Here is a 19,758-nt window from a genome sequence, read left to right as displayed (position 1 = left end):
TCCCGTGCACTGCGGAGGGCTTGCAGCACGGGAACAAGGCTCGGCACGTCTCCAGACAGGCGAAGCTGCGCTGGCCCGTGCGCTTGCAGCAGAGCCTGTCGAATGTTCTCGGGCGTGATGGGGCCGCTGTCTTCCTCGCACCACCCATTCGGGCAGTCCGCGCATCGCCCTTCGGTGCCCCGACAAAGCATGCCGCGGTCGAAGAACTGACCGACATCGCAGGTCGTCGTGCCTCCGCAGGCGGTGCACCGGCCTGTGACCTGTACTCCTTGTGTGATCACAGGGATCTCCTCAGCGTCATGGGTCAATGCTGATGGGATCGTCCCTGTCCGGCCGTCGCCGCCCGTGTGCTTCCGTCGTCATCGCTGTGCGCCTGGGCGCACTCGGTCTGCGGCGGTACGCCGGATGCATGCCGAAGCGACGCCCGTATCCGAGTGATCTGTCCGATGCCCGCTGGGAATTGATCGAGCCAGTGCTTGCCGCCTGGCGGTTCGAGCGCCGTGGCCGGGCTCTGGATTTCGGCCGACCGCCCGAGCACGACCTGCGCGACATCATGGACGCGATCTTGTACGTCGACCGGACCGGGGTGCAGTGGCGTTACCTGCCGCACGACTTCCCGCACTGGAACACGGTCTACGGCTACTTCGCCAAGTGGGCGGACGAGGGTGTGTTCGCCCAGCTCAACGGCCTGCTACGGCAGCTCTTAGGAGAGAAGGAGGGGCGGAACGCCGAGCCGTCGGCCTGCGTGATCGACGCCCAGAGCGTCAAGACCTCCACCAGCGTCTCCTCCGCCGGCCAGGGCATCGACGCCGGCAAGAAGATCGTCGGCAGGAAGCGGAGCATCGTCACCGACACCCTCGGTCTGCTCCTCGCCGTTCTGGTCACCGCGGCGAGCGTGCAGGACTCCATCGCCGGCACCCAGCTCCTGGACCAGGTCGCCGCCGACCACCCCGGCATCCGCAAGGTCTGGGTGGACGGCGGCTACCGCCAGGACCTCGTCGAGCATGCCGCCGCCCTTGGCATCGACATGGAAATCACTGCCCGCAAGCCCGGGACCAGGGGTTTCACCCCGCTACCAAAACGGTGGGCGGTCGAGCGGACCTACGGCTGGCTGATGCTCCACCGCCGCCTGGCCCGGGACTACGAATCCCTGCCCACCCGTTCCGAAGCACTGGTTCACCTGGCAATGACCGACCTCATGGCCCGCCGCCTCACCGACGAGAACACCATCTCCTGGCGCGGCCCGAAGAAGGCCATGAAACAGCCCATCTCGGGATGAAACATCGGACGAAAACGACCTCTTAACCGTGGCCCGCGACGCGGGCTGCGAGGTCGCCTCCCTGCCCGGACTCACGATGCGGCGGATCGCCGACCTCTACCCGGGCGAGGCGAAACCGGACGCGAAGGACGCGGCGGTGATCGCGGACGCAGCCCGGACTGCCCCACACCTTGCGTTCGCTGGAGCTGACCGACGAGATCACCGCCGAGCTCACGGTGCTGACCGGATTCCACCAGGACCTCGCGGCGAGGCGACCCGCACCAGCAACCCGATACGCGGCCTGCTCACCCAGTTCCACCCGTCGCTGGAGCGCGTGCTCGCCCCCCGACTGGACCACCCCGCCGTCACCTGTCTCCCCGAACAACACGGCTCCCCGGCCGCACTGCGCAAGGCCGGCCGCCGCAGACTGGTCGAGGTGATCCGTCCCAAGGCCCCCCGCTTGGCCGCCCGGCTGATCGATGAGGTTTTCGACGCCCCCGACGAACAGACCGTCTGGTCCCGGGAACCGGCACCCTCGACCTCGTGATCCCGTCCCTGGCCGCCTCGCTCGCCGCGGTCCACGACCAGCGCCGGGCACTGGAAGCGCAGATCAGCAGCCTGCTGGGGGCCCACCCTCTTCACCCGGTCCTGACCTCGACGCCCGGAATCGGCGTCAGGACCTCGGCTGTCCTCCTGGTCACGGTCGGCGACGGCACCGGCTTCCCCAGCGCCGCTCATCTAGCCTCCTACGCCGGCCTCGCCCCACGACCAGATCCTCGGGGACCTCGATCCACGGCGAACACGCACCCCACTGCGGAAACGGCAGCTCAAACGCGCGATGTTCCTCTCTGCCTTCGCCTGCATGAAAGCCCACCCCGCCTCCCGCACTTACTACGACCGCCAACGCGCCCGCGGCAAGACCCACACCTAATCGCTCCTCCGCCCCGCCCGCCAACGCATCAGCGTCCTATTCGCCATGCTCCGCGACGGCACCTTCTACGAGTCCAGAACCGCCACCGTCACCCTCGCCACATGACCACCCGGATCGGATGGATTAGCGGAATCCATGGTTTGACTGCTAGCGAGTCGTGTGGCTACAGAGTCTGCCGACAGGACACCGCACCCACCTATTCGTGAGCGAGTACGAGGCGGAACGGTGCCTTGCCGCTCCGCATTCGCTCGATGGCGCTATTGATCTTTGACATCGGCATAACCTCTGCCTCAGCCCAAATACGGTGCCTCGCTGCAAACTCGAGCATCTCTGCCGTCATTGCCCGGCTGCCCGCAGCACTGCCGACAAACGAATATTGGCCCATGAGGAGCATGCCGGCCGGCACATTGATCGGCCCCAGCGCGGCGCCGACGATGCAAATCTTCCCGTCGGGCCGCAGCAGGTTGAGATAATCGATCCAGTTCAGATCGACGTCGACCGTGGAGAGGATGAAGTCGAGCGAACCGGCGGCCTTGCGCATCTGCTCGGGATCCGAGCTGACCACAAAGTGGTGCGCACCAAAGCGGTGGGCCGCATCCGCCTTGCTGGCGTTGCTCGAGATCGCGGTCACCTCACTGCCCCGCGCAGCCGCGAACTTCAGCGCCAAGTGTCCAAGTCCGCCGATACCGATGACGCCGACGCGCGAGCTCGAGGTGGTGTGGTGCCGGAGCGGCGCATACGACGTCACTCCGGCACAGAGCAGCGGGGCGGCGTTTTCAGACATGAGCGACTCCGGAATTGGGAAGGCGTACGCGGCTCGCACCTGCACCATGTCGGCAAAGCCGCCGCGCCGTCCGCCGCTGATCGTAAGTTCCACCTTCTCGCATAGGTTGTCCCGGCCATCCGCGCAGTACCGACAGCTGAGGCACGCACTGCAAATCGGCCCGACTCCAACACGCTGCCCCGCTCGCAGATGGGAAACCGCTGAGCCGATGGCGCTGACCCTGCCGATGATCTCGTGCCCGGCAACCAAGGGGAAGGGCACCGTGCCGAACCGATTGTCCAGTTGATCAAGATCGCTGCGGCAAAGCCCGCAGTGACTCACCTCAATCCGGACCTCATCGGGGCGCAGACTGTCGAGCTCATACTCCAACGGCTCAAGTGCCTGCCTGGGATTCATACCTGCATAAGCATGGACGTGAACGGACATCCGTCGCCTCCAGATAATGGTGAGTCGAAACATCACAGGTCAGCTGCGGGCTGAGGAGTTCTAACCAACCAGTCTGACGACAAGAAGAGGCTATATGGCTTAGCTAAGCGGCTATGGCGGCTCCTACTCTTCGTCACCAAGCTGGTACAAGGTGCACACCTCGATACGGATCGAACTCTCATCCATGGCGGCCAGGTAGTCGCGGGTCACCTCACCCGCCTCACGGAACGCCGCCTGGGAACGCTCGGAGTCCTTCCTGGTGAGCCAATCCACCGAGATGGCCCACTCTCACTCGTCCGAGACCATCGTGCGGCGACTGCCGGCCACATATCCGGACTGGGTGGGCTGGAACTCTCTGTCCATCCGGAAGGCAGCCTTCAGGAAATCCTTCGTGTCGACCCCGTCCTTCAACCGGAACCGCACGATCTCCGTGTACAACACGACTCCTCCTCCACATCACAGCAACACCGACCCACCATTGAAGGAGCCGATACACCGCGACAGTCCCGGAATAGCGAGGCCACCGTGGAGCATGCGGTACGACGGCGATGAATGTCGACATGGCCAGGTTCACTCCGGCCGGCCCGGCTCACCACTCGGGCGTCTGCTACGCCTGCGAACGGTGCTGGTAGCGCTGCGCCCGCGGGAGGACACAGGTCGCCTCAAGGTGCAGTCAACACACCAGCGCACACACGGTCCGGACTGGGGAATTGAGGTTGCGGGAAGTTACGCAGGGTGAGGCCGTGGGGGCGCAGCTGGTCCTCCAGGCTGGGACCGCGTCCCGGCCTGCATTTTCGCCGCTGCCGCGCTCAGCCCCGGCCCGACCGCGTGATTCCCCGGCGCGGGCGCCCTGCGGGCCGCACGTGCCTCACTCCTCCCGCGTCCCCTTCGCGGCCTTGAGCTTGCGCCACACTGTACCCAGGGCTTCCAGGTCCTGTGCGTCGAGGAGGTCCGTGAAGACCGGCGCCAAGGCCTCGCGCCGGGTGGCGTCCGCCGCGGCGAACACCTGCCGCCCGGCCGGTGTCAGCGCGACCTCCACCGACCGCGCGTCGCGGGCCGACGGCGTACGCTCCACCAGGCCCCGCCCCTGGAGGGCGTCCACGACCCGGGAGACCTGGCTGCGGCTGAGCAGCGTGCTGTTGCCGAGTACGGAGGCGGGAACGGGCTCGGCACTGGACGCCAGCCACAGCATGACCTCGAACCAGGAGACGGGCAGGTCGTGGGCCTTCACGAGCGCCTTGTCGACGCGGTCGGTCATCGTCGTACCGGCCCAGACGAGCCCGTAGAACGCGTAGTCGGCCGTCGGCATCTCGGCTTCGGTGAGCTTCTTCGGCATGCCGCCCAGTTTAGGGGTTGCGTGCGCGCGCACATAAATTTAAAGTGTGTGTGCACGCACATACATCCATGCTAAGAGAGGCTCCCTCATGTCCCCCTCCCCCTCCACCCCCGACAGCGCCCGCCGTACCGTCCTGATTACCGGCACCTCCTCCGGGATCGGGCTGGCGGCCGCCATCGCCGCCGCCCGGGCCGGATGGCGGACCGTGGCCACCCTCCGCGACACCGGCCGGGCCGACGCCCTGCGCAAGGCCGCCGCCGAGGCGGGCGTCGAGATCGACGTCCGACGGCTCGACGTGGTCGACGAGGACTCGGTCGCCGCCGCCGTGAACGGAGTGCTCGCCGACTACGGCCGACTGGACGCCGTCGTCAACAACGCCGGCGCCGGTCACGTCGGCACCCTCGAACTCGAATCCGTCGCCGACGTCCGCCAGGTCATGGAGGTCAACTTCTTCGGCGTCCTGAACGTCTCCAAGGCCGCCCTTCCCCACCTGCGGGCCACCGGAGGCCGCCTGATCACGGTCACCAGCGTGGGCGGCGTCATCGGCCAGCCCTTCAACGAGGCCTACTGCGCGGCCAAGTTCGCGGTGGAGGGCTACATGGAGAGCCTGGCGCCCGTCGCTCGCACCGTCGGCGTGAGCGTGTCCGTCGTCGAACCGGGTGCGGTGGCGACCGAGTTCGTCAACAACATCGGCCTCGACCTCGATGCCCGGCTCGCGGCGGCCGGACCGTACACCGACGCCCTGCGCCACTACGTCGACCGTACGGTCGGCCAGTTCCTGGGCGACGCCGCCCAGACCCCGGCCGGCGCGGCCGAGGCCGTCATGGAGGCCCTCACCGCCGACCGGCCCCCCTTCCGCATCCAGACCTCCCCGTGGGCCCGCGACTTCACCGGGACCAAGCTGGCCGACCAGGACGGCGCGGCCGTCCTCGGCATGACCGGAACCTGGGTCGCCTGACCGGCCCCGAGGGTCTCCGGCCGCTCCCCGGGCGGATTCCATCCCGCGAGACTTCGCTGTCCGCCGAAGTCTTGGAGCATCCCGCGGTCGCGGGGAAGAAGAATCCGCCCGCGAGCACGCCGAGCCTGCTGGTGGAGGAACTCGACCCCTGCCACCTCTCACCGGTGATGCGAGCCACTGGCTGCCGGCTGCGCCGCCACGTGCTGACCCTGCCGGACGGCTGGATCGAGCACACCAGCATGAAGGAGGGGCGCAAGGCGTTTGCCCTGCCGGGCCTGCCCGCCGCCTGACCGCCTGTAAGCGGACACGGTGTCCGGTTCCGGGCGGGTGGACTCGGGGCAAAGCCCGCCCGGCACCCGGATCCCCGCCGCGATACTGGCGGCCATGACGAACGCCCCTGCCACATCCGCCCCGTTCTCAAAGATCAAGATTCGGACCCGGGCCTAGCTGTTCTGCGGCGACGACGTCGCCCTCATCCGCCGCGACCGCGCCGACTCCACCCACTACACCCCGCCCCGGCGGCAGCGTCGAACACGGCGAAGACCTCACCCTCGCCCTCGCCCGCGAGCTCACCGAAGAACTCGGCCTGGACACGGCGGCGGCCGAGGGCGGGGACCTGATGTGGGTCGTCGACCAGCGCATGACCCGCCCGGGCCCGACCCCGCCGCCGCGCAAGCTCCACCTGATCTACCGCTTCCACATCCGCCCCGACATCCGCGCGACCCTCGCCGAACAGGAGCTGGACGAGTTCCCCGACGGCAGCCACGAGGTCGGCGTCATCGAGTGGATCGACTACCGCAAGACCGCCGAGCTGCACATCTTCCCGCCCATCGGCCCCGCCCTCGCCGATCCGCGCGCCGCTGTCACCAGCGCGGCCCTGGCCGCCGTCACCGACGCGAACTACGCCTGGGTGTAGCGCTCAGACGCCCCGGCCCGTGGCCGGCCCGGCACCAGGCTCTCCCCGCGCGACCCGGCCTCGGCGATACGGAGGACGCCGAGACTGACCAGGTCAGGGCCGGATACGGCGCCATGGCCTGTCATACAGGCCGCCACAAGTCCGGCACGAGGCGGTGTAGAGCCCGGCCGGGGTCATGAACTCGCAGGGCTCTGCCAGATGCGCCTGACCGGAGATCACCGCCGTGAGCTGCGGCTCCGGGCATGCGCAAGGGCCGGACGCGCGCTGGCAGCGGGGCTCGGCGGCCTTGCGAGGGGCAAGCATCGGGGGCAGCCTGCGGCGGCGGGCGCGCACAAGCGCAAGCCGTTCGTGGACGCCGAGCTGTGGGCAAGGACAGATCACCCGTGCCATCCAGCAGCACCCGGACGGGCTCTGTACACGAGAACGGGTTCTGGCTCCAACTTCTATGTGCGCCCGTCAGTAGCCGACCGCGCCCGGTGCTGTACCGCTGTTGCCGCTGGCCCAGCGCCGCACGGCACTCCGCGCGTACAACAGGTGCACCACCACCTCTGCTGCCAGGATCAGCACGACCTGCCAAGGCGTGAGCTTCCCGGACACCGCGACGACCAGGATCGGGATGCCGATGCCCGGCGCAGCCCATACCGCCACCTTCAGCGGGGAGCGGCCGAAGCGCAGCGCGATGCACGCGTGAGCCGCGTGATAGAGAGCCAGCCCGCCGGCCAGGGCGATCACCGCACCGCGGGCAAGGTGCTGATGTCCTTGCCCGGCCTCCTCCACCGCCGTGGCCAGACCGCCGGCCATGGAGATAACCGCCGCCGTCACGAAGAAGTGCAGAAAGCCCGTCACGTCCCTGGCGAGGGGGAATTGCTTGGGGCCGGAAGCCGCACTCAGCACCAGTTCGGCCGACGCCGCCCCGAAGTCGAAGTACGACCACCACAGCGCGGCAAGCAGCATGAATCCGAGGAGCGCGACCCATCCCGCAGAGCCCGTCCACGCCGCGTCCAGCGACGTGAGCAGCGCGACGATGGACTCGCCGAGCACGATGATGACGAACAGTCCCACCCGCTCGACCAGATGGCCCACATGCAACTTGCGGGGTAGCCCACCCCCTCCTGCGGTGAGCAGTACGCCCAGTTCAGCGACGAGCAGCACGGCCCACATGACGAATCGCCACGGCAGGGGCACGAAGACAGATCCGGCCCAGCCGAATGCGGAGGCCAGGCAATAACTCAAAGGCCGCCACCGTGGCACGAGCGGGCCTCCGGGCTCGGTCGCACGGCGTGTGGAGGGCCACCACAGCCCGAGCAGGACGACGCGGGTTCCGGCGTATCCGAGGGCGTACACCGCGGACCTCTCCCCCGTGGCGTCGGTCACTGCCACCGTCATGACGGCGAGGCAGAGCATGGCGCACAGCATCAGCGAGCGTCGGCGGACGGTGTCCTCGTCGAAGAGGTTGGCTGCGACTGTGAGGTTGATCCACGCCCACCAGGGCGGGAAGTAGAGCGCGAGGAAGCTCCCGAACTCGGTGAGTCCGGGATCGCCGTGCAAAGAATGCGAGAGCTGGGCGGCCAGAGCTACGAAAACCAGGTCGAAGAACAGCTCCAGCCAGCCGGCGTGCCGACTGCCGTCCGCTTCCTGTACAGCTGAATCGTCGTCGGCCCTCTTCCCTTGGTTCATAACGCAACATGTCACCATACTGGGATTGCTGCAGCCGCCTACCGCGCCCATCGGACGAGCGGACCCGCTAAAGCCGCACCCCCCAGACGGATTCGTTGGCACGCACCGGGTGTCACGTCAGCCGGTGAGGTCTGTCAGGCTCACAGGTCGTTTCCCCAGCTATAGGCCGTTATAGATCGGGGTTCCGGACCGCGCCTCGTGCCGTGATGATCACGGTGTGGGGCGTGGGGATCTTTCGTCGGCTTCCAGACCTTGGGTGTCGAGACGGGAGGGTTGTCGAACGCGCTGCGGGACATTGCCCGCCGGGGCTGACCTGCACGAACCGTCCGCTCGGGTGCGGCGGCCGTGGAGGGGGCGATGGAGGGGCCCGTGAAGGGGTCCTGGGAGGCCTGGTCCAGGTCTTCGACGGGCTCTTGGTCGTCGGCGGCGTGCGGATCGTAGGCGGGAGTGGGCATGTGGTCGGCGGGCACGGTGTCTTCGGATCCTCCGGCCTGCGGGCCGGGCGGCGGTCGTCCGCCCGTACGCGAATCTGCGCACGGGCCGGAGCCACCGTGAGGAGCAAGCCCTTGACCGCGGTCTGACGATCGCCGTCGACCGGTGTCCGTTTTCACCTTGACTACCCCTAGACCGAGGCCGGTTTGTCCGTGGCCGACGCCACACCACCCGGCCGTCCGCTCAGCGGCCGGGCGGGAGCTGGGCGGTGAGGAGCCGAGCCGCCAGTCCGAAGGCTTCTGGGCGCGGTAGGTCTCGCCAGCTCACCGCTGACGTAGTGACGTCGTCTGCGATGCTGCCGAAGGGCGCCGCCGGCCCGCTGCCCACCGCATGCCCGTCCCGCCCTGCCCGCATCGTCGCAAGCCGCCACGCTCCACAGGGCGTGGCAGCAGACCTACGCCGAGCGCGGTCATGCTCAGCAAGTGTCGGGGCGCACTTGCAGTGGGGGGCAGTGCCGCAGTGCGGGTTCAGCGGTTGGTGGTGATCCACCGTACGAGGGCTGCGTTGATGGTGTCGTCGAGTGCGGACAGGGTGTGGATGGCTTCCAGGTCGCCGGGGAGTGGTGGGATGCCGACGGTGGTCAGTGCCGCGTGGAGGTCCAAGCGCCGCCGGTCCAAGGGCGGTAGGCGCCAGGCGAGGCGGGGGTCGGACGCCGGCCAGTGGGCGCGAGGATGCTCTTCGCCGCGGTGAGGCAGTTGCCAGTCCGTGTCACCTGGGCGGCTGTGCGGCGGGGCGTCGCAGGCCGCGGGCACGACAATGTCTGCACCGGGGAAGCGGTAAGGGTCGAGGTCCAGCTGAGGAACCGTGACTTCGGACGGGGAATACTGCCAGAACTCCACAAAGAACCTCCCGGGGGGTCGGATGTGCCGCTGCTGCTTCCAATGAGCTCGGGGTGCTGCCTGTAGTAGGCCGCCCTGACTCCTTCAACAGTCAGCCCCGCCCGGCCTCGTGCAAGCCGGGCGGGGGTTCCCGGCGTCCTTGCCGAGGAGCCACACTCTGGCCCGCGGCCGCCATCAACCGCCACAACTCAGGACTCGCGTTGCCCAATGCGGACATGTCCGTAACCCTCCCTTGTAGGATGCAAGCGTCAAGATCCGGTTGACGCGGACGAGGCGGGGGCGGGGGCTGCCCGTCCGATGTCGGAGCAAGGATGTTTCGGCCACATAAGCAGTTCATTCACGCCATGCCGTGTGCTGTGCGCCGAATGGGTGCAGGGCTCTGTAACAGGCGCTCCTGCCGCTTCTTCGCACCCAGTTACGCACCACCGCTCTGATGTACGGGTGACGGCTGGCGCTTCGGCGACCAGGCAGAGCCCTCGTCAAGGGGCACCAGCCATACCGCACGGTCTCGTGCTGCGGATTGGACGTCCCCCGTACCGCTTTCGCATCTGTCAATCGAAGGGCGTAGCCAGGGTGGTTGGGGTTACTGGCGGGCTGCGGAGAGCCCGCCGTCGAAGGTGACCCCAGCGTTCGTCGGTGAACTTCGCGCAGTCGCCGCACACCGGCCGTCGCTTCTGCCTTTCGGCCGCCGCGGGGCCCGCGGTCTCAGCGCGGGCCTGAGCGAGCTCCTTGTGGTACAGCTGCCCACCGTCGGGGTTGTCGAGCGCGGCGGCCAGGGTCTGCCAGTTCTCGCGGCCCAGGCGCCACCACACCGCCGCGCGCCGTGCTCCTGCAGTGGTCACCACGACGGGGATGGCCGGGTGGTAGCTGAGGGTCGACGGCGGGGCAGTTGGTAGCGCCCCCTACGGGCGGACGCCACCTGGCGTAGAACTCGGGAGCACCGGCGGTGTCCGTCGCGCGGATCAGCGGCCCCGCGTCTGGGTAGCGCAAGGGTCGGATCTACTCCGAGCTGGTGACGGTGACGCAGTTGGCGTCGGTGAGGTGCTGGGCGCGGGAGTGGGGCTCGGTGTCGGTGTGGCGCTCGGTGTGGGAGGGGGATCCGTCGAGGGACTGGAGGAGGGCCCGCTCGGGAAGCCGAAGGGCGCCCGTAGCGTCTGACTGCTGGGGAAGGGGACGATGGACTGCGGCTTGTGGGCGAACGCCGCCTGCTGCACGGTTCCGGGATCCTGGCGGCCGGCTGGGAAAGCGAGCCCGGCGGCCGGGGTCCGAACGGCCCGGCAGTTGCCGGGAGCCCCGGTGAGAGCGTCTGCCCCCAGAGTCGCGGCCAGTGCCAGCCCGGCCAGCGTTGACGCAGCGGCCAGCGGACGTAACGCGGGGCGCAGCACACGCCCCGCAGCCCACAACGGCCCGGCGCGCGCCGGGGTCTGCGGGCCAGGCCCGTGCGGCGATCCGTGTGCCAGGCCGGCCGCCTCACGGGCCCCGTCAAGGAGCTTTTCGGCGTCCCGCCGGGCCTGGGCGCGGAGGCGGGCGGCTTCGTCTTGCGCGCTGGTGCGGATGCGTTCGGCTTCCGCGCGGGCATCCCCACGCAGTGCTTCGGCTTCCCCAACTGCGCCGTCGAGGATCTGGCGCACCGTCGCACGCAGGCGCTTGTTCCCAGGCTGGGCTTGGCGCTGGAGCATCTTCACGTCCTGCCAGCGGCCGCGCCACTCCTTCACGAGGGCCGGATCCGTGCGGAACTTGGCCGCTGTGGCGGCGTCCAGGTCCCTGGGGGTGGTGACGACCCGGACGAACTCCAGCAGCGACTCGAGGGAGGTGAATCGCTTGCCGGACAGCATCTCGTTGAGGCCGGCCTTGGTCAGTCTGGGCCTGATCGAGGCCCCTGCCATAGTCGCGTAAGGCGGGGCGCCGCCCGCGATGTGAAGGCGGTTCAGGTCCTGGGTGAACCTGGCTACGGCGGCCTCGAACGCGGCGATCGCGGCGGCGTCCTGCGGGTCCACCCCGGCTTCTTCGTCCGTCACCAGATCACCCTCCCCGTCGGGAAAGCAACGCCAGAGGGCCACGACGTTGTACGTACACGGATCGCCCTGAACGATGCCGAACGCTGTAAGGCGTTCGAGTCCAGGCCGGATCCGCCACATGGTGAACGGCGGCGTCCGGGTCCATGCGGAGCCGTACGGATCACTGGGAAACACTCCCCGGCACCCGTTCTCTTAAGGACATGACCCACACCGACGCGGCACCCCACACACCCGACCCCGCGCAGCACCCAACCCGCCCGGAGCCTGCCGCACTCCCCACAGCGAACCGGCACCACCACCACGACAGCCTCGTGCTGATCGCCCTCCTCGTCACGTGCGCAGCCACCTATCTGGCCGTCGGGGAAAGCGGCTTCACCGGAATCATCAGCGCCGTCGCCGCCCTCTACGGCATCTGCCGCACACGCCGCTGACCACCGAAAGACGCAGCCACACGCCACCCCGACAGCCGTCACGCGTCCCGACTACATCTGCGCAGGGCTCACGCGGTGTCGGCGACGGGCGAAAGTTCAAGCGCCGCCGACAGCCGCGCGGCCGTCCTGGAGGCTTGACTTACCCGTTGCGTCAGCTGAGGCGCCGCAAGATCAGCCAAGCCACCACGTGAGAGACGCCGCACAACAGCGGGCCCGGGCATGTATGCGGTCTGCAGACGACGAGTCGGCACTGGGGGTCTCCCTCCCCCGGACGGCCGTGTCACGCCTTCCAGAGGCTTTCCAACGTGAGCGCGTTCTCGGCGCCTGCTTGGGCCCGGACCGTCATCTGCCTGCACAGGACGCCCAGGGCCGCCGGGTCGTCGGCCGCCTCGGCCTCCACCACCGCCCAGCCGGACAGTCCATCCAGGCCCGGCAGACGTACCACGCGGTGATCGGTACGGCCGGTGATCAATACCGCCAGCAACGTCAGGTACTCGCGCTGCAGGTCGGTGTCGAACCCGGCGTCATCTCTGCCGTCCTCACCGTCCGGGCCGGCCAAGACCGCAGGATGCCCGTCGGCCAACAGGACACACGTGGCGTCAGCAGCCCGGACGACCGCCACGAACCTCCTGGCACCGATCCGGGCCCGCAAGCCCTCCAGATAGGCATCGAGCAGATCCCGGCTCCCGCCTCCACGATCATCGCGTGCGTTCATCGCTACCTCCCTGCCCACCGCGCCACGACCCTACGCGCACCACAGTGGCCAGACGGGAGGCACACCGGCGCAATACGGCGCGGCCGGCAGCGAACTGAGGGAGCGCGTCGGCCCTTTTGGGGCACTCGTCCCGGGGCCGCCCCGGAAGATGGACCGGGGCCGGGAGCGGGTGGTGTGTGCACCCGGAGACCGAACAAGTTTGTAGCGAAACGGTTCTGCAGAACGCGGCCCGACATCTGCGAGGGAAGGCGCGGCGCCCGCCGACCACGTCGAGCGCCGCGCTCCCGCAGCTCCGGGCGGGCCGGGTGTCGCCGGCAGCGGCCCAGTGGCGGTCTCACCACAGGAACACCTGACCCAACGGCCACAGGGGCGGTCAGTCGCCCTACGAGGCGTTCGGGCCCAGGGGCAGGCGCGGGGCAGGCGTCGACGTCCCTGTACGTAGGGCCACGAGCCACGCGGAAACACCTGGCGCAGCGACATTCCGGGTGCAGGCTCAGAGCTCAGTGGCTGGTGGGTGCATTCCAGTCGACCAGTTGGACGATGACGCCGTTGGGGTCACGGACCTGGAAGGCGCGCTCGCCCCACTCCTCGTCGGTCAGCGGCATGGTGATCGAGACGCCTTCGGAGCGAAGGCGCGCCAGCTCGCCTTCGAGGTCCTCGACGACGAAGGCGAGGATCAGACCTGCGGCGTGCTCGTCGCGCTGGTCTGCCGGGAGGCTCTCCAGCCCCCGCCGCAAGAAGATGACGTTCATGCCGACGTCGTCGCGCGTCAGGGACGCGAAGCCGTCCGCCGCCATCTCCTCGCGAAACCCGAAGTGTTCGACGAGGAAGGCGCTCGATGCGGGGACATCATCGACGTTGAGCGACACAGCACTAGAGGTGATCTTCATGAAAACTCCTCGAGATCGCACTGAGCATGTTCTCTGTACGCCGTACAATGTACATCGTACAGAGTTTGGATGCGAGAGGATGGCCCCGTGCCAACGGAACGAACCAGCTCGGGCGACCCGGCCCACACTCTGCAACTGCTGTGGCGCGGCTCTTCCTCCGACCGTCGCCGAGGACCGCGACGGGGGCTGAGCATCGACGCGGTGGTCGAGGCCGCCACCGCCGTCGCCGACGCTGAAGGCCTGGACGCGGTGACCATGCGCCGGGTGGCCAAGGAACTCGGCGTGGTGCCGATGACGCTGTACACCTACGTCCCCGGCAAGGCCGAGCTCCTCGACCTCATGCTCGACGCCGCCTACGCCCGCATGCCCCGCACCGACACCACCGGACAGCCCTGGCGCCAACGCGTCACCGCCATCGCCGAGGAGAACAAAGCCCTCTTCGAACGCCACCCATGGGCCGCGGCCGTCTCCACCCTCAGGCCTCCGCTGGGGCCGGGGCAGATGTCAAAGTACGAGCACGAACTGTCCGGGCTCGACGGCCTCGGCCTCAGCGACGTCGAGATGGACGATTGCCTGACCCACCTGCTCACCTTCGTGCAGGCATGCGCCCGCGCCGCCGACGACGCCCGCGCCGCACAGCACGACAGCGCCCTGAACGACCAACAATGGTGGGAGCTGAACGCCCCACTCCTCGCTCGCGTCCTCGACGAGAACGCCTACCCCACTGCCGTCCGCGTCGGCGCAGCAGCAGGCGCCGCACACAAGAGTGCCAACGACCCCGCCCACGCCTACGCCTTCGGCCTGCAACGCGTCCTCGACGCCTTCGCCGCCCTGATCGACCGAAGCGCAGATGCGAAGACATCGACTTCATCGCACCGGCACGACGCCACTGCTCCGTGAGGCTGCCGCGTGAGCCGGAGCACCGGCCCTGCACACCTTCGTCACCGGCCTGGAACAGGACCTCGACGCCGTTGTCGCCGGGCTGAGCCTGCGCTACAGCTCCGGCGCCGTCAAGGGCCACAACAACAGGTCAGGGCTGCGCAGTAGCAGCTGCACAGCTCTGATTCGGTACGCCTCAGATCCCGGCGACGTCACCGGGAGGAGTCCGGCGTCCGATGTTCCGGTCGGTACGGGCAGCCGTACGCGGGGGTCGCGGTGCCCGCGGGGGTCATGCCGTGGACCTGGGTGCGCGCGTGCCCGCCGAGGACCGGCAGGCACGTCCCAGCTCAAGCCGCGGCCGCCCGGTTCACTGATTCAGCAGCGCGGCGGCATTCAGTATTGATGCGCTGTGCTTCCTCGAACTGGTCCTTGAGGATGACGATCCGGCAGGCCGCCTCGACAGGGGTGCCCTGGTCGACGAGTTCCCGGGGCGGGCCGCGATCCGAAGCCGGTAGCGGGAGTAGCAGGGGCCTAAACCGCGGCACACCGGTCTGAGCCGCGACCCGCCCGGCCCGGGCGCCCGGACATGCTGCCGTCGTTCAATCGTGCAGTAGCCAGTCGACGGTGACGCCGGCGGCATCAGCGATGAGGACCAGGTCGCGCTCGCATGCCGGGAGCCGACCACTGGCAAGGAGTAGCAGCCGGTCTCGTGTCATGCCGTCCACACGCCAGCGGGTGATGTTGACCGCGTGGCGCAGCCGGTCCATCCGGCGCGTTGCGACCGGGTCGGCGGGCACAGTGGTGTGGAGGTTTCCGATGGTGCCGGTCGCGTCGGCGACGTCGCCGACACGCACCGCGTCTGGGGGGCCGTCACACGCCGAGCGGTCCTCGGGATGCGCGGCGCGGGGTCGTGGGGAAGGTGAGGAATCGGTCATGGATGGCAGCACCTCGCAGGTATCGGACGCAGTCACAGCGCTGCCGCCAGCACGGGCCGGTTCGTCCAACTCGTTCCCCCGATGGCGTCCCGTGACCGACCGGCGCCGCAAACAGCGCGGACTGCCACCGCCTTCTGGCCGGACGTGGAATGGGCAGGGAGCCGTACCCGTGTCCGCCGGGCTCCCTGCCACGCAACGGGCCTCCCCGGAAGGAACACCGCGGCATTCCTGTAACGGCACCCGGGCCTTCCAGGACACGCCCAGATCCTCGGACGCCGATAGAACCGTTCGCGTGCGCTGCCGGAGGGGAGGGGGTGCCGGTGCGCAAGGAGGGCGCACTGCGGAAGAACTCCCGCCGCCCGGGCATCACCCGTGCGGGTGATGGTTCAACCACAGGTCAAAGCGAACACTGGCACGGCGGTCGGGTGTCGCACCCGGTCGCTTCGGCTGGGCCGTGTGCAAGGTGAACGGCGACCTGGAAGAAATCGCCCGCGCCGAGCTCGTCGAGCGCGGCCGTGCCCACGTTGCGGGTGCGGGGCGCCCGCCCGGCTCCGTTCCGGGCGAACTCCGGCGTCGTCGCCGTCGATTACCACACCGGCTGCTACGGCAAGATCCCCGGACTGAAGTCGGGGCCCGCGATCCGCATCCCCGCCGTGTGAAGTCCGGGCCGGTCGTTGCAGCCCGGCCCCGAACCCGACCTCGGCGGCGCCCTCGCACGGTCCGGCGACCGCATCGGGCGGATATGGGTACGGCCTCCCCTGGAGGGTGAGGGGAGGCCGTTTTGTTCAGGGCGGTTGCCCTGCGGCTGGTTTTTGAAGCTGGCGGATCTGCGGCCGGTACCCTGCTCTCAGCAGGACGTCACGACCGGTGTTGCTGTCAGTACTTGCCGTTGTGGTCGGCCTTGTGGTGGCCGTCCTTGAAGCCGCCGTTGTTGATGCAGGTGTTGCCGAAGGCCGGGTTGAGGAAGCCGCCGACGTTGACGGTGTTGCCGCAGATGTTGACCGGAATGTGAATGGGCACCTGGACGACGTTGCCGGAGAGCACGCCGGGAGAGCCCACGGCAGCGCCCTCGGCAACGGCGTCAGCGGCGGCCATGCCGGCGCTACCGGCCATGACAGCACCAGCGGCGAGGGTTACGGCTACCGACTTTGCGAAACGCGACATCGAGATCTCCTTGAAAACCGGACCCGCCGCAGGGAATGCGGCATGGACGCCCTCCCAACAGCACGACCCTCCCACCGGTCACAGAAATTAGGCCGAATGGTGACCCGGCCTCCCCTGCCGCCAATCCGGAGCCCCGGCCCCAGCCACGGCACTGGACGCGACGCGGGTTCTGGCCGCGGCGCAGCGGTGCACGTGGGCCTTGCCGACCCGGGCGACTTCCTCAGCGCCGAGGCGTCGGAGGAGATCCTGACCGTGCCACTCAGCGCCGTACGCGAGGACGAGCGGGCCGGGTAGGCCGTGCAGCGCCTGGAGGCGTTCGCCGACCGGCACCGGGGGCGCCTTCAGAAGCTGCTGCGCGCGTACGGGCCGGGCAGTAAGCCCGCCTCGCACGGCCGGTACATGCTGGCCGGTCAGCCCGAGAGCCTGATCATCTGCGAGCGCATGGATAACGCCCCGTTCCTTTTCCGCAGCCGCTGGGACGAGGCGTTGGACGCTGTCCTGCTGGACGACCCAGTACGAGGCGATCGTGCCGACCCCGCGGGGTGCGTCGACGACGGCCTGGGCCGCGGCGCGGACTTCGGCCGGATCCTCGGCGAGCTTGGCGAGGTCCGGCTTCGGGCGCAGCATCGCGATCACCGTCTGGTTGACGGCCATCGGATGGGAGGCCCCGCTGGAGCCCGCGCCGCGGGCGGTGGAGCCCATCTCCGACACCGGGCGCCGCGCAGCTCGTAGGAGGCAGCCTCCAGACCCTTGAGGGTCAGGTTCCGCAGGGAGTCTCCCGTCTCGGTTCGACCGCCGGTCTTGGACAGTCCGTGCTTGCGCATGTCGGAGAGCGCGCCGGTGTGCGCGGCGGTCCGGGCGGTCTTCTGCTCGGACGGGATCTTCTTGTCGGTGTGCCGGTAGTTCAGGTGCGGGGCACCGATCCGCTGAATCTGATCAGCCGTCGGGACTTTCAGCGCTCCGAGCACGCACAGCACATCCCCGCGCAAGCCGTTCGTCGATCCCGCCGGGTTGGTCACCCGCTTCCCCGCCATCAGCTCTGCTCCCTTGTCACTCGCGACCGGCCGCCGGCCGACCGCCGCTGCTGGCCGCGCCCGGCTTGGGAGGGCGTCCGGGCCCCCCGGAACCTGATGCTCTCCTCCAATACGGACACAGGAGGAGAGAAGAGGGTTTGTGACGGCGCAGTTTCGCGCCGATTCGCACGCTGACCAGCACGTTTCCCACCCTGCCGGATGTCGGGCACCAAAGGGGGTTCCGAAGGAGGGCCCGAAGTGCCCCCTCAAGGAGCCCACTTCGGCTTGTCCAGCCGGCGCGGGGTTTGCCCGCGCCCAGCTCGGCGCGCGGCCGGCCCGGTGGCAGCGGGCCGCGTCCCGGACGGCAGTGGATGGTCGCCATCGTCGTATCTCCTTCGCTTCCTTCACCGCCCCACACCGGGGCCGTGGAAGAAGAATGTGCAGAGGGGCCCCTTGACCGCTGTCTGAGGGCCGCCGTCAGCGGGCCGTGTCCAGGGGAAACACGTGCCCGCCTACCCGGACAAGGGGTCCACCGCCCCGTCGACCGCCCGGAACAGCACCCGGGCAAGGGTGCCCGGTATGACCCTTGACCATCCGTTATGACCCTTGACTAGATGCTTCGCCCGTTACGGAGGAGGGAGAGAGCACCGTCCCGCATCCACAGGCCCGCGGCTCCACCCTGCTGGAGAAGTCGCCGTGACCCACCCGGTGGCCGTACGACAGGAGACTCCGGTGCCCGAGAACATGCCGACGAACTGCGCGCAGCTGACCCCGGCGCAGGTACAGCTCGCGTTCGACTACGTGCTGGCAGTCGACGCTGGCGACGTCGCTGCCGTGGACCGGCTCGCGGCCGAGATCCTCCCCCACACCGGTCTGCGGGTCGCCATCGCGGAGGAGCTCGTCTTCCCAGTGACTGCGCTGCCCGACGACATCAACGCCGACTCCTTCGTCCTGGGCGAGCTCGGTGTCATCTTCCTCATGGCCATCCGCGCGTGGACCCACAACTGCCCCGCCCGCGCGGCGCCGGCCATCGCCCGCTGCATCGTGCACTTCATCGCCCAGGTCTTCGTCGCCGACCCGAAGGACGTCGCCCGCGCCCTGGAGGTGATACGCGACGGGCGCCTGGAGCTGGCCCGACGGTGCACACGGCGGGGGCGCACCGGTAGCCGCGCACCGGCCACACCGGGTACGCACCCACTCAGTGGCTCCACTCGGTGGCGTCCACTCAGTGGTCACGACCCGACCCAGTACACGATGCTCGCCGTGGATCGCCGACGGGTGGAAGTGGCGCACATCGGGCCTCGGTGCGGTGTTCCGGGGGTGCCCGGTGCAGCGTGTGGACGTTCATGAAATTCCCCAGGTCGAAGTTCACGATCTTCCCCAGGGGGATCCCGGAAGGGGCTCCGTCGTCAACAAGTTCGTGTCGGAGCGGCGGCACAGTCTTATGGCCGCCCGTCGGCCGGTCGCGCTCAAGGCCGGGAGGGCCGTCGAGCGTGAGTAGAGGTCGTCGCGGGGTGCCCCGCGGAGGCTGGGGGTGGGGATAGCCCCACCCCCAACGGGTGGCTGACCGGCTGCTCGGGAGATCGCCAAGTTTATACGGTTGTCTACATGTTGAAGCGGACAGCACACGCAACCATCGCTAGCGCTCTCGCTCTGGGCGCCGTGGCCATCGCCGGCCCCGCCGGCGCGACGGATCACGGCAATCATTCACTGGTACGGACCGACAGGGGCATCCTGCGAGGCACGGTGACCGACACCGTGCGCAGTTTCCAGGGCATCCCCTACGCCGCCCCGCCCACGGGTGGGCTCCGCTGGGCACCCACCGCTCCCGCCAAGAGGTGGCGCGGCGTCCGGAACGCCACCGAGCCGGGCTCCGCCTGCCCCCAGACGGGTTCCGTCCCGCCGGTCGGGTCCCGGTCCGTCGACGAGGACTGCCTCTTCGTCGACGTCACCACCCCCCGCAAGGCCGCCGCCACGCCGCGGCCCGTGATGGTGTATCTGCACGGTGGCGACCACACGGACGGCGCAGGCGCCCTGTACGGTGCCCGGCGGCTCGCCGCGCAGGGCGATGTCGTCGTGGTGACGGTCAACTAGTA

Annotated in this window: 24 protein-coding genes and 1 pseudogene; 11 read left to right on the top strand and 14 right to left on the bottom strand. The window is 69.0% G+C overall.

Annotated elements, in window-relative coordinates; translation table 11 throughout:
* The first annotated feature begins 409 nt into the window (after positions 1-409).
* From ACWDX7_RS20955 to ACWDX7_RS20945, 3 genes are read left to right on the top strand one after another with little or no spacing between them, the layout of a single operon-like run.
* Complete coding sequence (locus ACWDX7_RS20955) at positions 410-1,279, top strand: IS5 family transposase (protein WP_451491705.1); 870 nt, start codon at positions 410-412, stop codon at positions 1,277-1,279.
* Between the two features lie 28 nt (positions 1,280-1,307).
* Positions 1,308-1,805, top strand: a complete 498-nt coding sequence (locus tag ACWDX7_RS20950; RefSeq protein WP_451491706.1) for an IS110 family transposase — start codon at positions 1,308-1,310, stop codon at positions 1,803-1,805.
* Positions 1,802-2,395 carry a transposase gene (locus tag ACWDX7_RS20945; RefSeq protein ID WP_451491707.1) on the top strand — a complete coding sequence of 198 codons (594 nt, stop codon included), beginning with the start codon at positions 1,802-1,804 and terminating at the stop codon, positions 2,393-2,395. Before ACWDX7_RS20950 ends, ACWDX7_RS20945 begins: the two co-directional genes overlap by 4 nt.
* On the opposite strand, the gene ACWDX7_RS20940 is transcribed toward ACWDX7_RS20945, so the two are convergent.
* The 3 genes from ACWDX7_RS20940 to ACWDX7_RS20930 form a co-directional block, all read right to left on the bottom strand.
* Complete coding sequence (locus ACWDX7_RS20940; RefSeq protein WP_451491708.1) at positions 2,386-3,369, bottom strand: NAD(P)-dependent alcohol dehydrogenase; 984 nt, start codon at positions 3,367-3,369, stop codon at positions 2,386-2,388. The two genes, ACWDX7_RS20945 and ACWDX7_RS20940, sit on opposite strands and share 10 nt — an antisense overlap.
* Positions 3,370-3,687: 318 nt before the next feature.
* The gene (locus ACWDX7_RS20935; RefSeq protein ID WP_451491709.1) at positions 3,688-3,840 is read right to left on the bottom strand and encodes a hypothetical protein; all 153 of its coding nucleotides are present in this window, start codon (positions 3,838-3,840) and stop codon (positions 3,688-3,690) included.
* Positions 3,841-4,267: 427 nt separating this feature from the next.
* The gene (locus ACWDX7_RS20930; protein WP_451491710.1) at positions 4,268-4,735 is read right to left on the bottom strand and encodes a MarR family winged helix-turn-helix transcriptional regulator; all 468 of its coding nucleotides are present in this window, start codon (positions 4,733-4,735) and stop codon (positions 4,268-4,270) included.
* Positions 4,736-4,823: 88 nt separating this feature from the next.
* Between ACWDX7_RS20930 and ACWDX7_RS20925 the strand changes: the two genes are divergently transcribed.
* The 3 genes from ACWDX7_RS20925 (at position 4,824) to ACWDX7_RS20915 (ending at position 6,609) form a co-directional block, all read left to right on the top strand.
* Positions 4,824-5,693 carry an SDR family oxidoreductase gene (locus tag ACWDX7_RS20925; RefSeq protein WP_451491711.1) on the top strand — a complete coding sequence of 290 codons (870 nt, stop codon included), beginning with the start codon at positions 4,824-4,826 and terminating at the stop codon, positions 5,691-5,693.
* Between the two features lie 71 nt (positions 5,694-5,764).
* On the top strand, positions 5,765-5,983 hold the full coding sequence (locus tag ACWDX7_RS20920) for a hypothetical protein (protein ID WP_451491712.1): 219 nt from the start codon (positions 5,765-5,767) through the stop codon (positions 5,981-5,983).
* 107 nt (positions 5,984-6,090) lie between these two features.
* Positions 6,091-6,609, top strand: a complete 519-nt coding sequence (locus tag ACWDX7_RS20915) for an NUDIX domain-containing protein (RefSeq protein ID WP_451491797.1) — start codon at positions 6,091-6,093, stop codon at positions 6,607-6,609.
* Positions 6,610-7,065: 456 nt separating this feature from the next.
* Here the strand turns inward: ACWDX7_RS20915 and ACWDX7_RS20910 are convergent, their stop codons facing one another.
* The 4 genes from ACWDX7_RS20910 to ACWDX7_RS20895 all read right to left on the bottom strand — a co-directional run bounded on the left by ACWDX7_RS20910 (position 7,066) and on the right by ACWDX7_RS20895 (position 11,635).
* Complete coding sequence (locus ACWDX7_RS20910) at positions 7,066-8,286, bottom strand: low temperature requirement protein A (protein WP_451491713.1); 1,221 nt, start codon at positions 8,284-8,286, stop codon at positions 7,066-7,068.
* A 959-nt stretch (positions 8,287-9,245) separates the two neighbouring features.
* Positions 9,246-9,380: a hypothetical protein gene (locus ACWDX7_RS20905; RefSeq protein ID WP_451491714.1), complete on the bottom strand. Its 135-nt coding sequence runs from the start codon at positions 9,378-9,380 to the stop codon at positions 9,246-9,248.
* A 788-nt stretch (positions 9,381-10,168) separates the two neighbouring features.
* The gene (locus ACWDX7_RS20900; protein ID WP_451751269.1) at positions 10,169-10,462 is read right to left on the bottom strand and encodes a hypothetical protein; all 294 of its coding nucleotides are present in this window, start codon (positions 10,460-10,462) and stop codon (positions 10,169-10,171) included.
* A 117-nt stretch (positions 10,463-10,579) separates the two neighbouring features.
* Positions 10,580-11,635 (bottom strand): hypothetical protein, encoded by a 1,056-nt coding sequence (locus ACWDX7_RS20895; protein WP_451751266.1) that lies wholly within the window; start codon positions 11,633-11,635, stop codon positions 10,580-10,582.
* Between the two features lie 200 nt (positions 11,636-11,835).
* Between ACWDX7_RS20895 and ACWDX7_RS20890 the strand changes: the two genes are divergently transcribed.
* Positions 11,836-12,066 (top strand): hypothetical protein, encoded by a 231-nt coding sequence (locus ACWDX7_RS20890; RefSeq protein WP_451491717.1) that lies wholly within the window; start codon positions 11,836-11,838, stop codon positions 12,064-12,066.
* Between the two features lie 280 nt (positions 12,067-12,346).
* On the opposite strand, the gene ACWDX7_RS20885 is transcribed toward ACWDX7_RS20890, so the two are convergent.
* Positions 12,347-12,781, bottom strand: a complete 435-nt coding sequence (locus ACWDX7_RS20885; RefSeq protein WP_451491718.1) for a hypothetical protein — start codon at positions 12,779-12,781, stop codon at positions 12,347-12,349.
* Between the two features lie 500 nt (positions 12,782-13,281).
* Positions 13,282-13,671 (bottom strand): VOC family protein, encoded by a 390-nt coding sequence (locus ACWDX7_RS20880; RefSeq protein ID WP_451491719.1) that lies wholly within the window; start codon positions 13,669-13,671, stop codon positions 13,282-13,284.
* Positions 13,672-13,758: 87 nt separating this feature from the next.
* Here ACWDX7_RS20880 and ACWDX7_RS20875 point away from each other — a divergent pair, with 87 nt between their 5' ends.
* Complete coding sequence (locus ACWDX7_RS20875) at positions 13,759-14,571, top strand: TetR/AcrR family transcriptional regulator (RefSeq protein WP_451491720.1); 813 nt, start codon at positions 13,759-13,761, stop codon at positions 14,569-14,571.
* A gap of 326 nt (positions 14,572-14,897) precedes the next feature.
* Here ACWDX7_RS20875 and ACWDX7_RS20870 read toward each other — a convergent pair.
* Together ACWDX7_RS20870 and ACWDX7_RS20865 are read right to left on the bottom strand one after the other, a co-directional pair.
* Positions 14,898-15,073 (bottom strand): annotated as a pseudogene (locus tag ACWDX7_RS20870) (MerR family transcriptional regulator); the annotation flags it as partial.
* Positions 15,074-15,149: 76 nt separating this feature from the next.
* Positions 15,150-15,485 carry a hypothetical protein gene (locus ACWDX7_RS20865; RefSeq protein WP_451491721.1) on the bottom strand — a complete coding sequence of 112 codons (336 nt, stop codon included), beginning with the start codon at positions 15,483-15,485 and terminating at the stop codon, positions 15,150-15,152.
* A gap of 515 nt (positions 15,486-16,000) precedes the next feature.
* Between ACWDX7_RS20865 and ACWDX7_RS20860 the strand changes: the two genes are divergently transcribed.
* On the top strand, positions 16,001-16,144 hold the full coding sequence (locus ACWDX7_RS20860) for a hypothetical protein (protein ID WP_451491722.1): 144 nt from the start codon (positions 16,001-16,003) through the stop codon (positions 16,142-16,144).
* Positions 16,145-16,361: 217 nt separating this feature from the next.
* On the opposite strand, the gene ACWDX7_RS20855 is transcribed toward ACWDX7_RS20860, so the two are convergent.
* The 3 genes from ACWDX7_RS20855 to ACWDX7_RS20845 all read right to left on the bottom strand — a co-directional run bounded on the left by ACWDX7_RS20855 (position 16,362) and on the right by ACWDX7_RS20845 (position 17,683).
* Complete coding sequence (locus ACWDX7_RS20855) at positions 16,362-16,649, bottom strand: chaplin (RefSeq protein ID WP_451491723.1); 288 nt, start codon at positions 16,647-16,649, stop codon at positions 16,362-16,364.
* A gap of 87 nt (positions 16,650-16,736) precedes the next feature.
* Positions 16,737-17,303: a hypothetical protein gene (locus ACWDX7_RS20850; protein WP_451491724.1), complete on the bottom strand. Its 567-nt coding sequence runs from the start codon at positions 17,301-17,303 to the stop codon at positions 16,737-16,739.
* Entirely contained in the window at positions 17,282-17,683 is a 402-nt protein-coding gene (locus tag ACWDX7_RS20845) for a hypothetical protein (protein WP_451491725.1), read from the bottom strand. The genes ACWDX7_RS20850 and ACWDX7_RS20845 overlap by 22 nt, the downstream gene beginning before the upstream one ends.
* 675 nt (positions 17,684-18,358) lie before the next feature.
* Here ACWDX7_RS20845 and ACWDX7_RS20840 point away from each other — a divergent pair.
* Positions 18,359-19,012, top strand: coding sequence for a hypothetical protein (locus ACWDX7_RS20840; RefSeq protein WP_451491726.1), 654 nt, complete (start codon positions 18,359-18,361; stop codon positions 19,010-19,012).
* 258 nt (positions 19,013-19,270) lie between these two features.
* The gene (locus ACWDX7_RS20835) at positions 19,271-19,756 is read left to right on the top strand and encodes a carboxylesterase family protein (RefSeq protein ID WP_451491727.1); all 486 of its coding nucleotides are present in this window, start codon (positions 19,271-19,273) and stop codon (positions 19,754-19,756) included.
* Positions 19,757-19,758 lie beyond the last annotated feature (2 nt).

The sequence above is a fragment of the Streptomyces sp. NPDC003034 genome (assembly GCF_053591375.1).
This window is presented reverse-complemented; position numbering and strand designations above follow the sequence as displayed.

Coding starts and splice junctions, on each gene's coding strand:
- ACWDX7_RS20955 (WP_451491705.1), top strand. CDS start 410: ATGCCGAAGCGACGCCCGTATCCGAGTGATCTGTCCGATGCCCGCTGG.
- ACWDX7_RS20940 (WP_451491708.1), bottom strand. CDS start 3,369: ATGAATCCCAGGCAGGCACTTGAGCCGTTGGAGTATGAGCTCGACAGT.
- ACWDX7_RS20930 (WP_451491710.1), bottom strand. CDS start 4,735: ATGCCGAAGAAGCTCACCGAAGCCGAGATGCCGACGGCCGACTACGCG.
- ACWDX7_RS20925 (WP_451491711.1), top strand. CDS start 4,824: ATGTCCCCCTCCCCCTCCACCCCCGACAGCGCCCGCCGTACCGTCCTG.
- ACWDX7_RS20910 (WP_451491713.1), bottom strand. CDS start 8,286: ATGAACCAAGGGAAGAGGGCCGACGACGATTCAGCTGTACAGGAAGCG.
- ACWDX7_RS20890 (WP_451491717.1), top strand. CDS start 11,836: ATGACCCACACCGACGCGGCACCCCACACACCCGACCCCGCGCAGCAC.
- ACWDX7_RS20885 (WP_451491718.1), bottom strand. CDS start 12,781: ATGAACGCACGCGATGATCGTGGAGGCGGGAGCCGGGATCTGCTCGAT.
- ACWDX7_RS20880 (WP_451491719.1), bottom strand. CDS start 13,671: ATGAAGATCACCTCTAGTGCTGTGTCGCTCAACGTCGATGATGTCCCC.
- ACWDX7_RS20865 (WP_451491721.1), bottom strand. CDS start 15,485: ATGACCGATTCCTCACCTTCCCCACGACCCCGCGCCGCGCATCCCGAG.
- ACWDX7_RS20855 (WP_451491723.1), bottom strand. CDS start 16,649: ATGTCGCGTTTCGCAAAGTCGGTAGCCGTAACCCTCGCCGCTGGTGCT.
- ACWDX7_RS20850 (WP_451491724.1), bottom strand. CDS start 17,303: ATGGCCGTCAACCAGACGGTGATCGCGATGCTGCGCCCGAAGCCGGAC.
- ACWDX7_RS20845 (WP_451491725.1), bottom strand. CDS start 17,683: ATGGCGGGGAAGCGGGTGACCAACCCGGCGGGATCGACGAACGGCTTG.
- ACWDX7_RS20835 (WP_451491727.1), top strand. CDS start 19,271: ATGTTGAAGCGGACAGCACACGCAACCATCGCTAGCGCTCTCGCTCTG.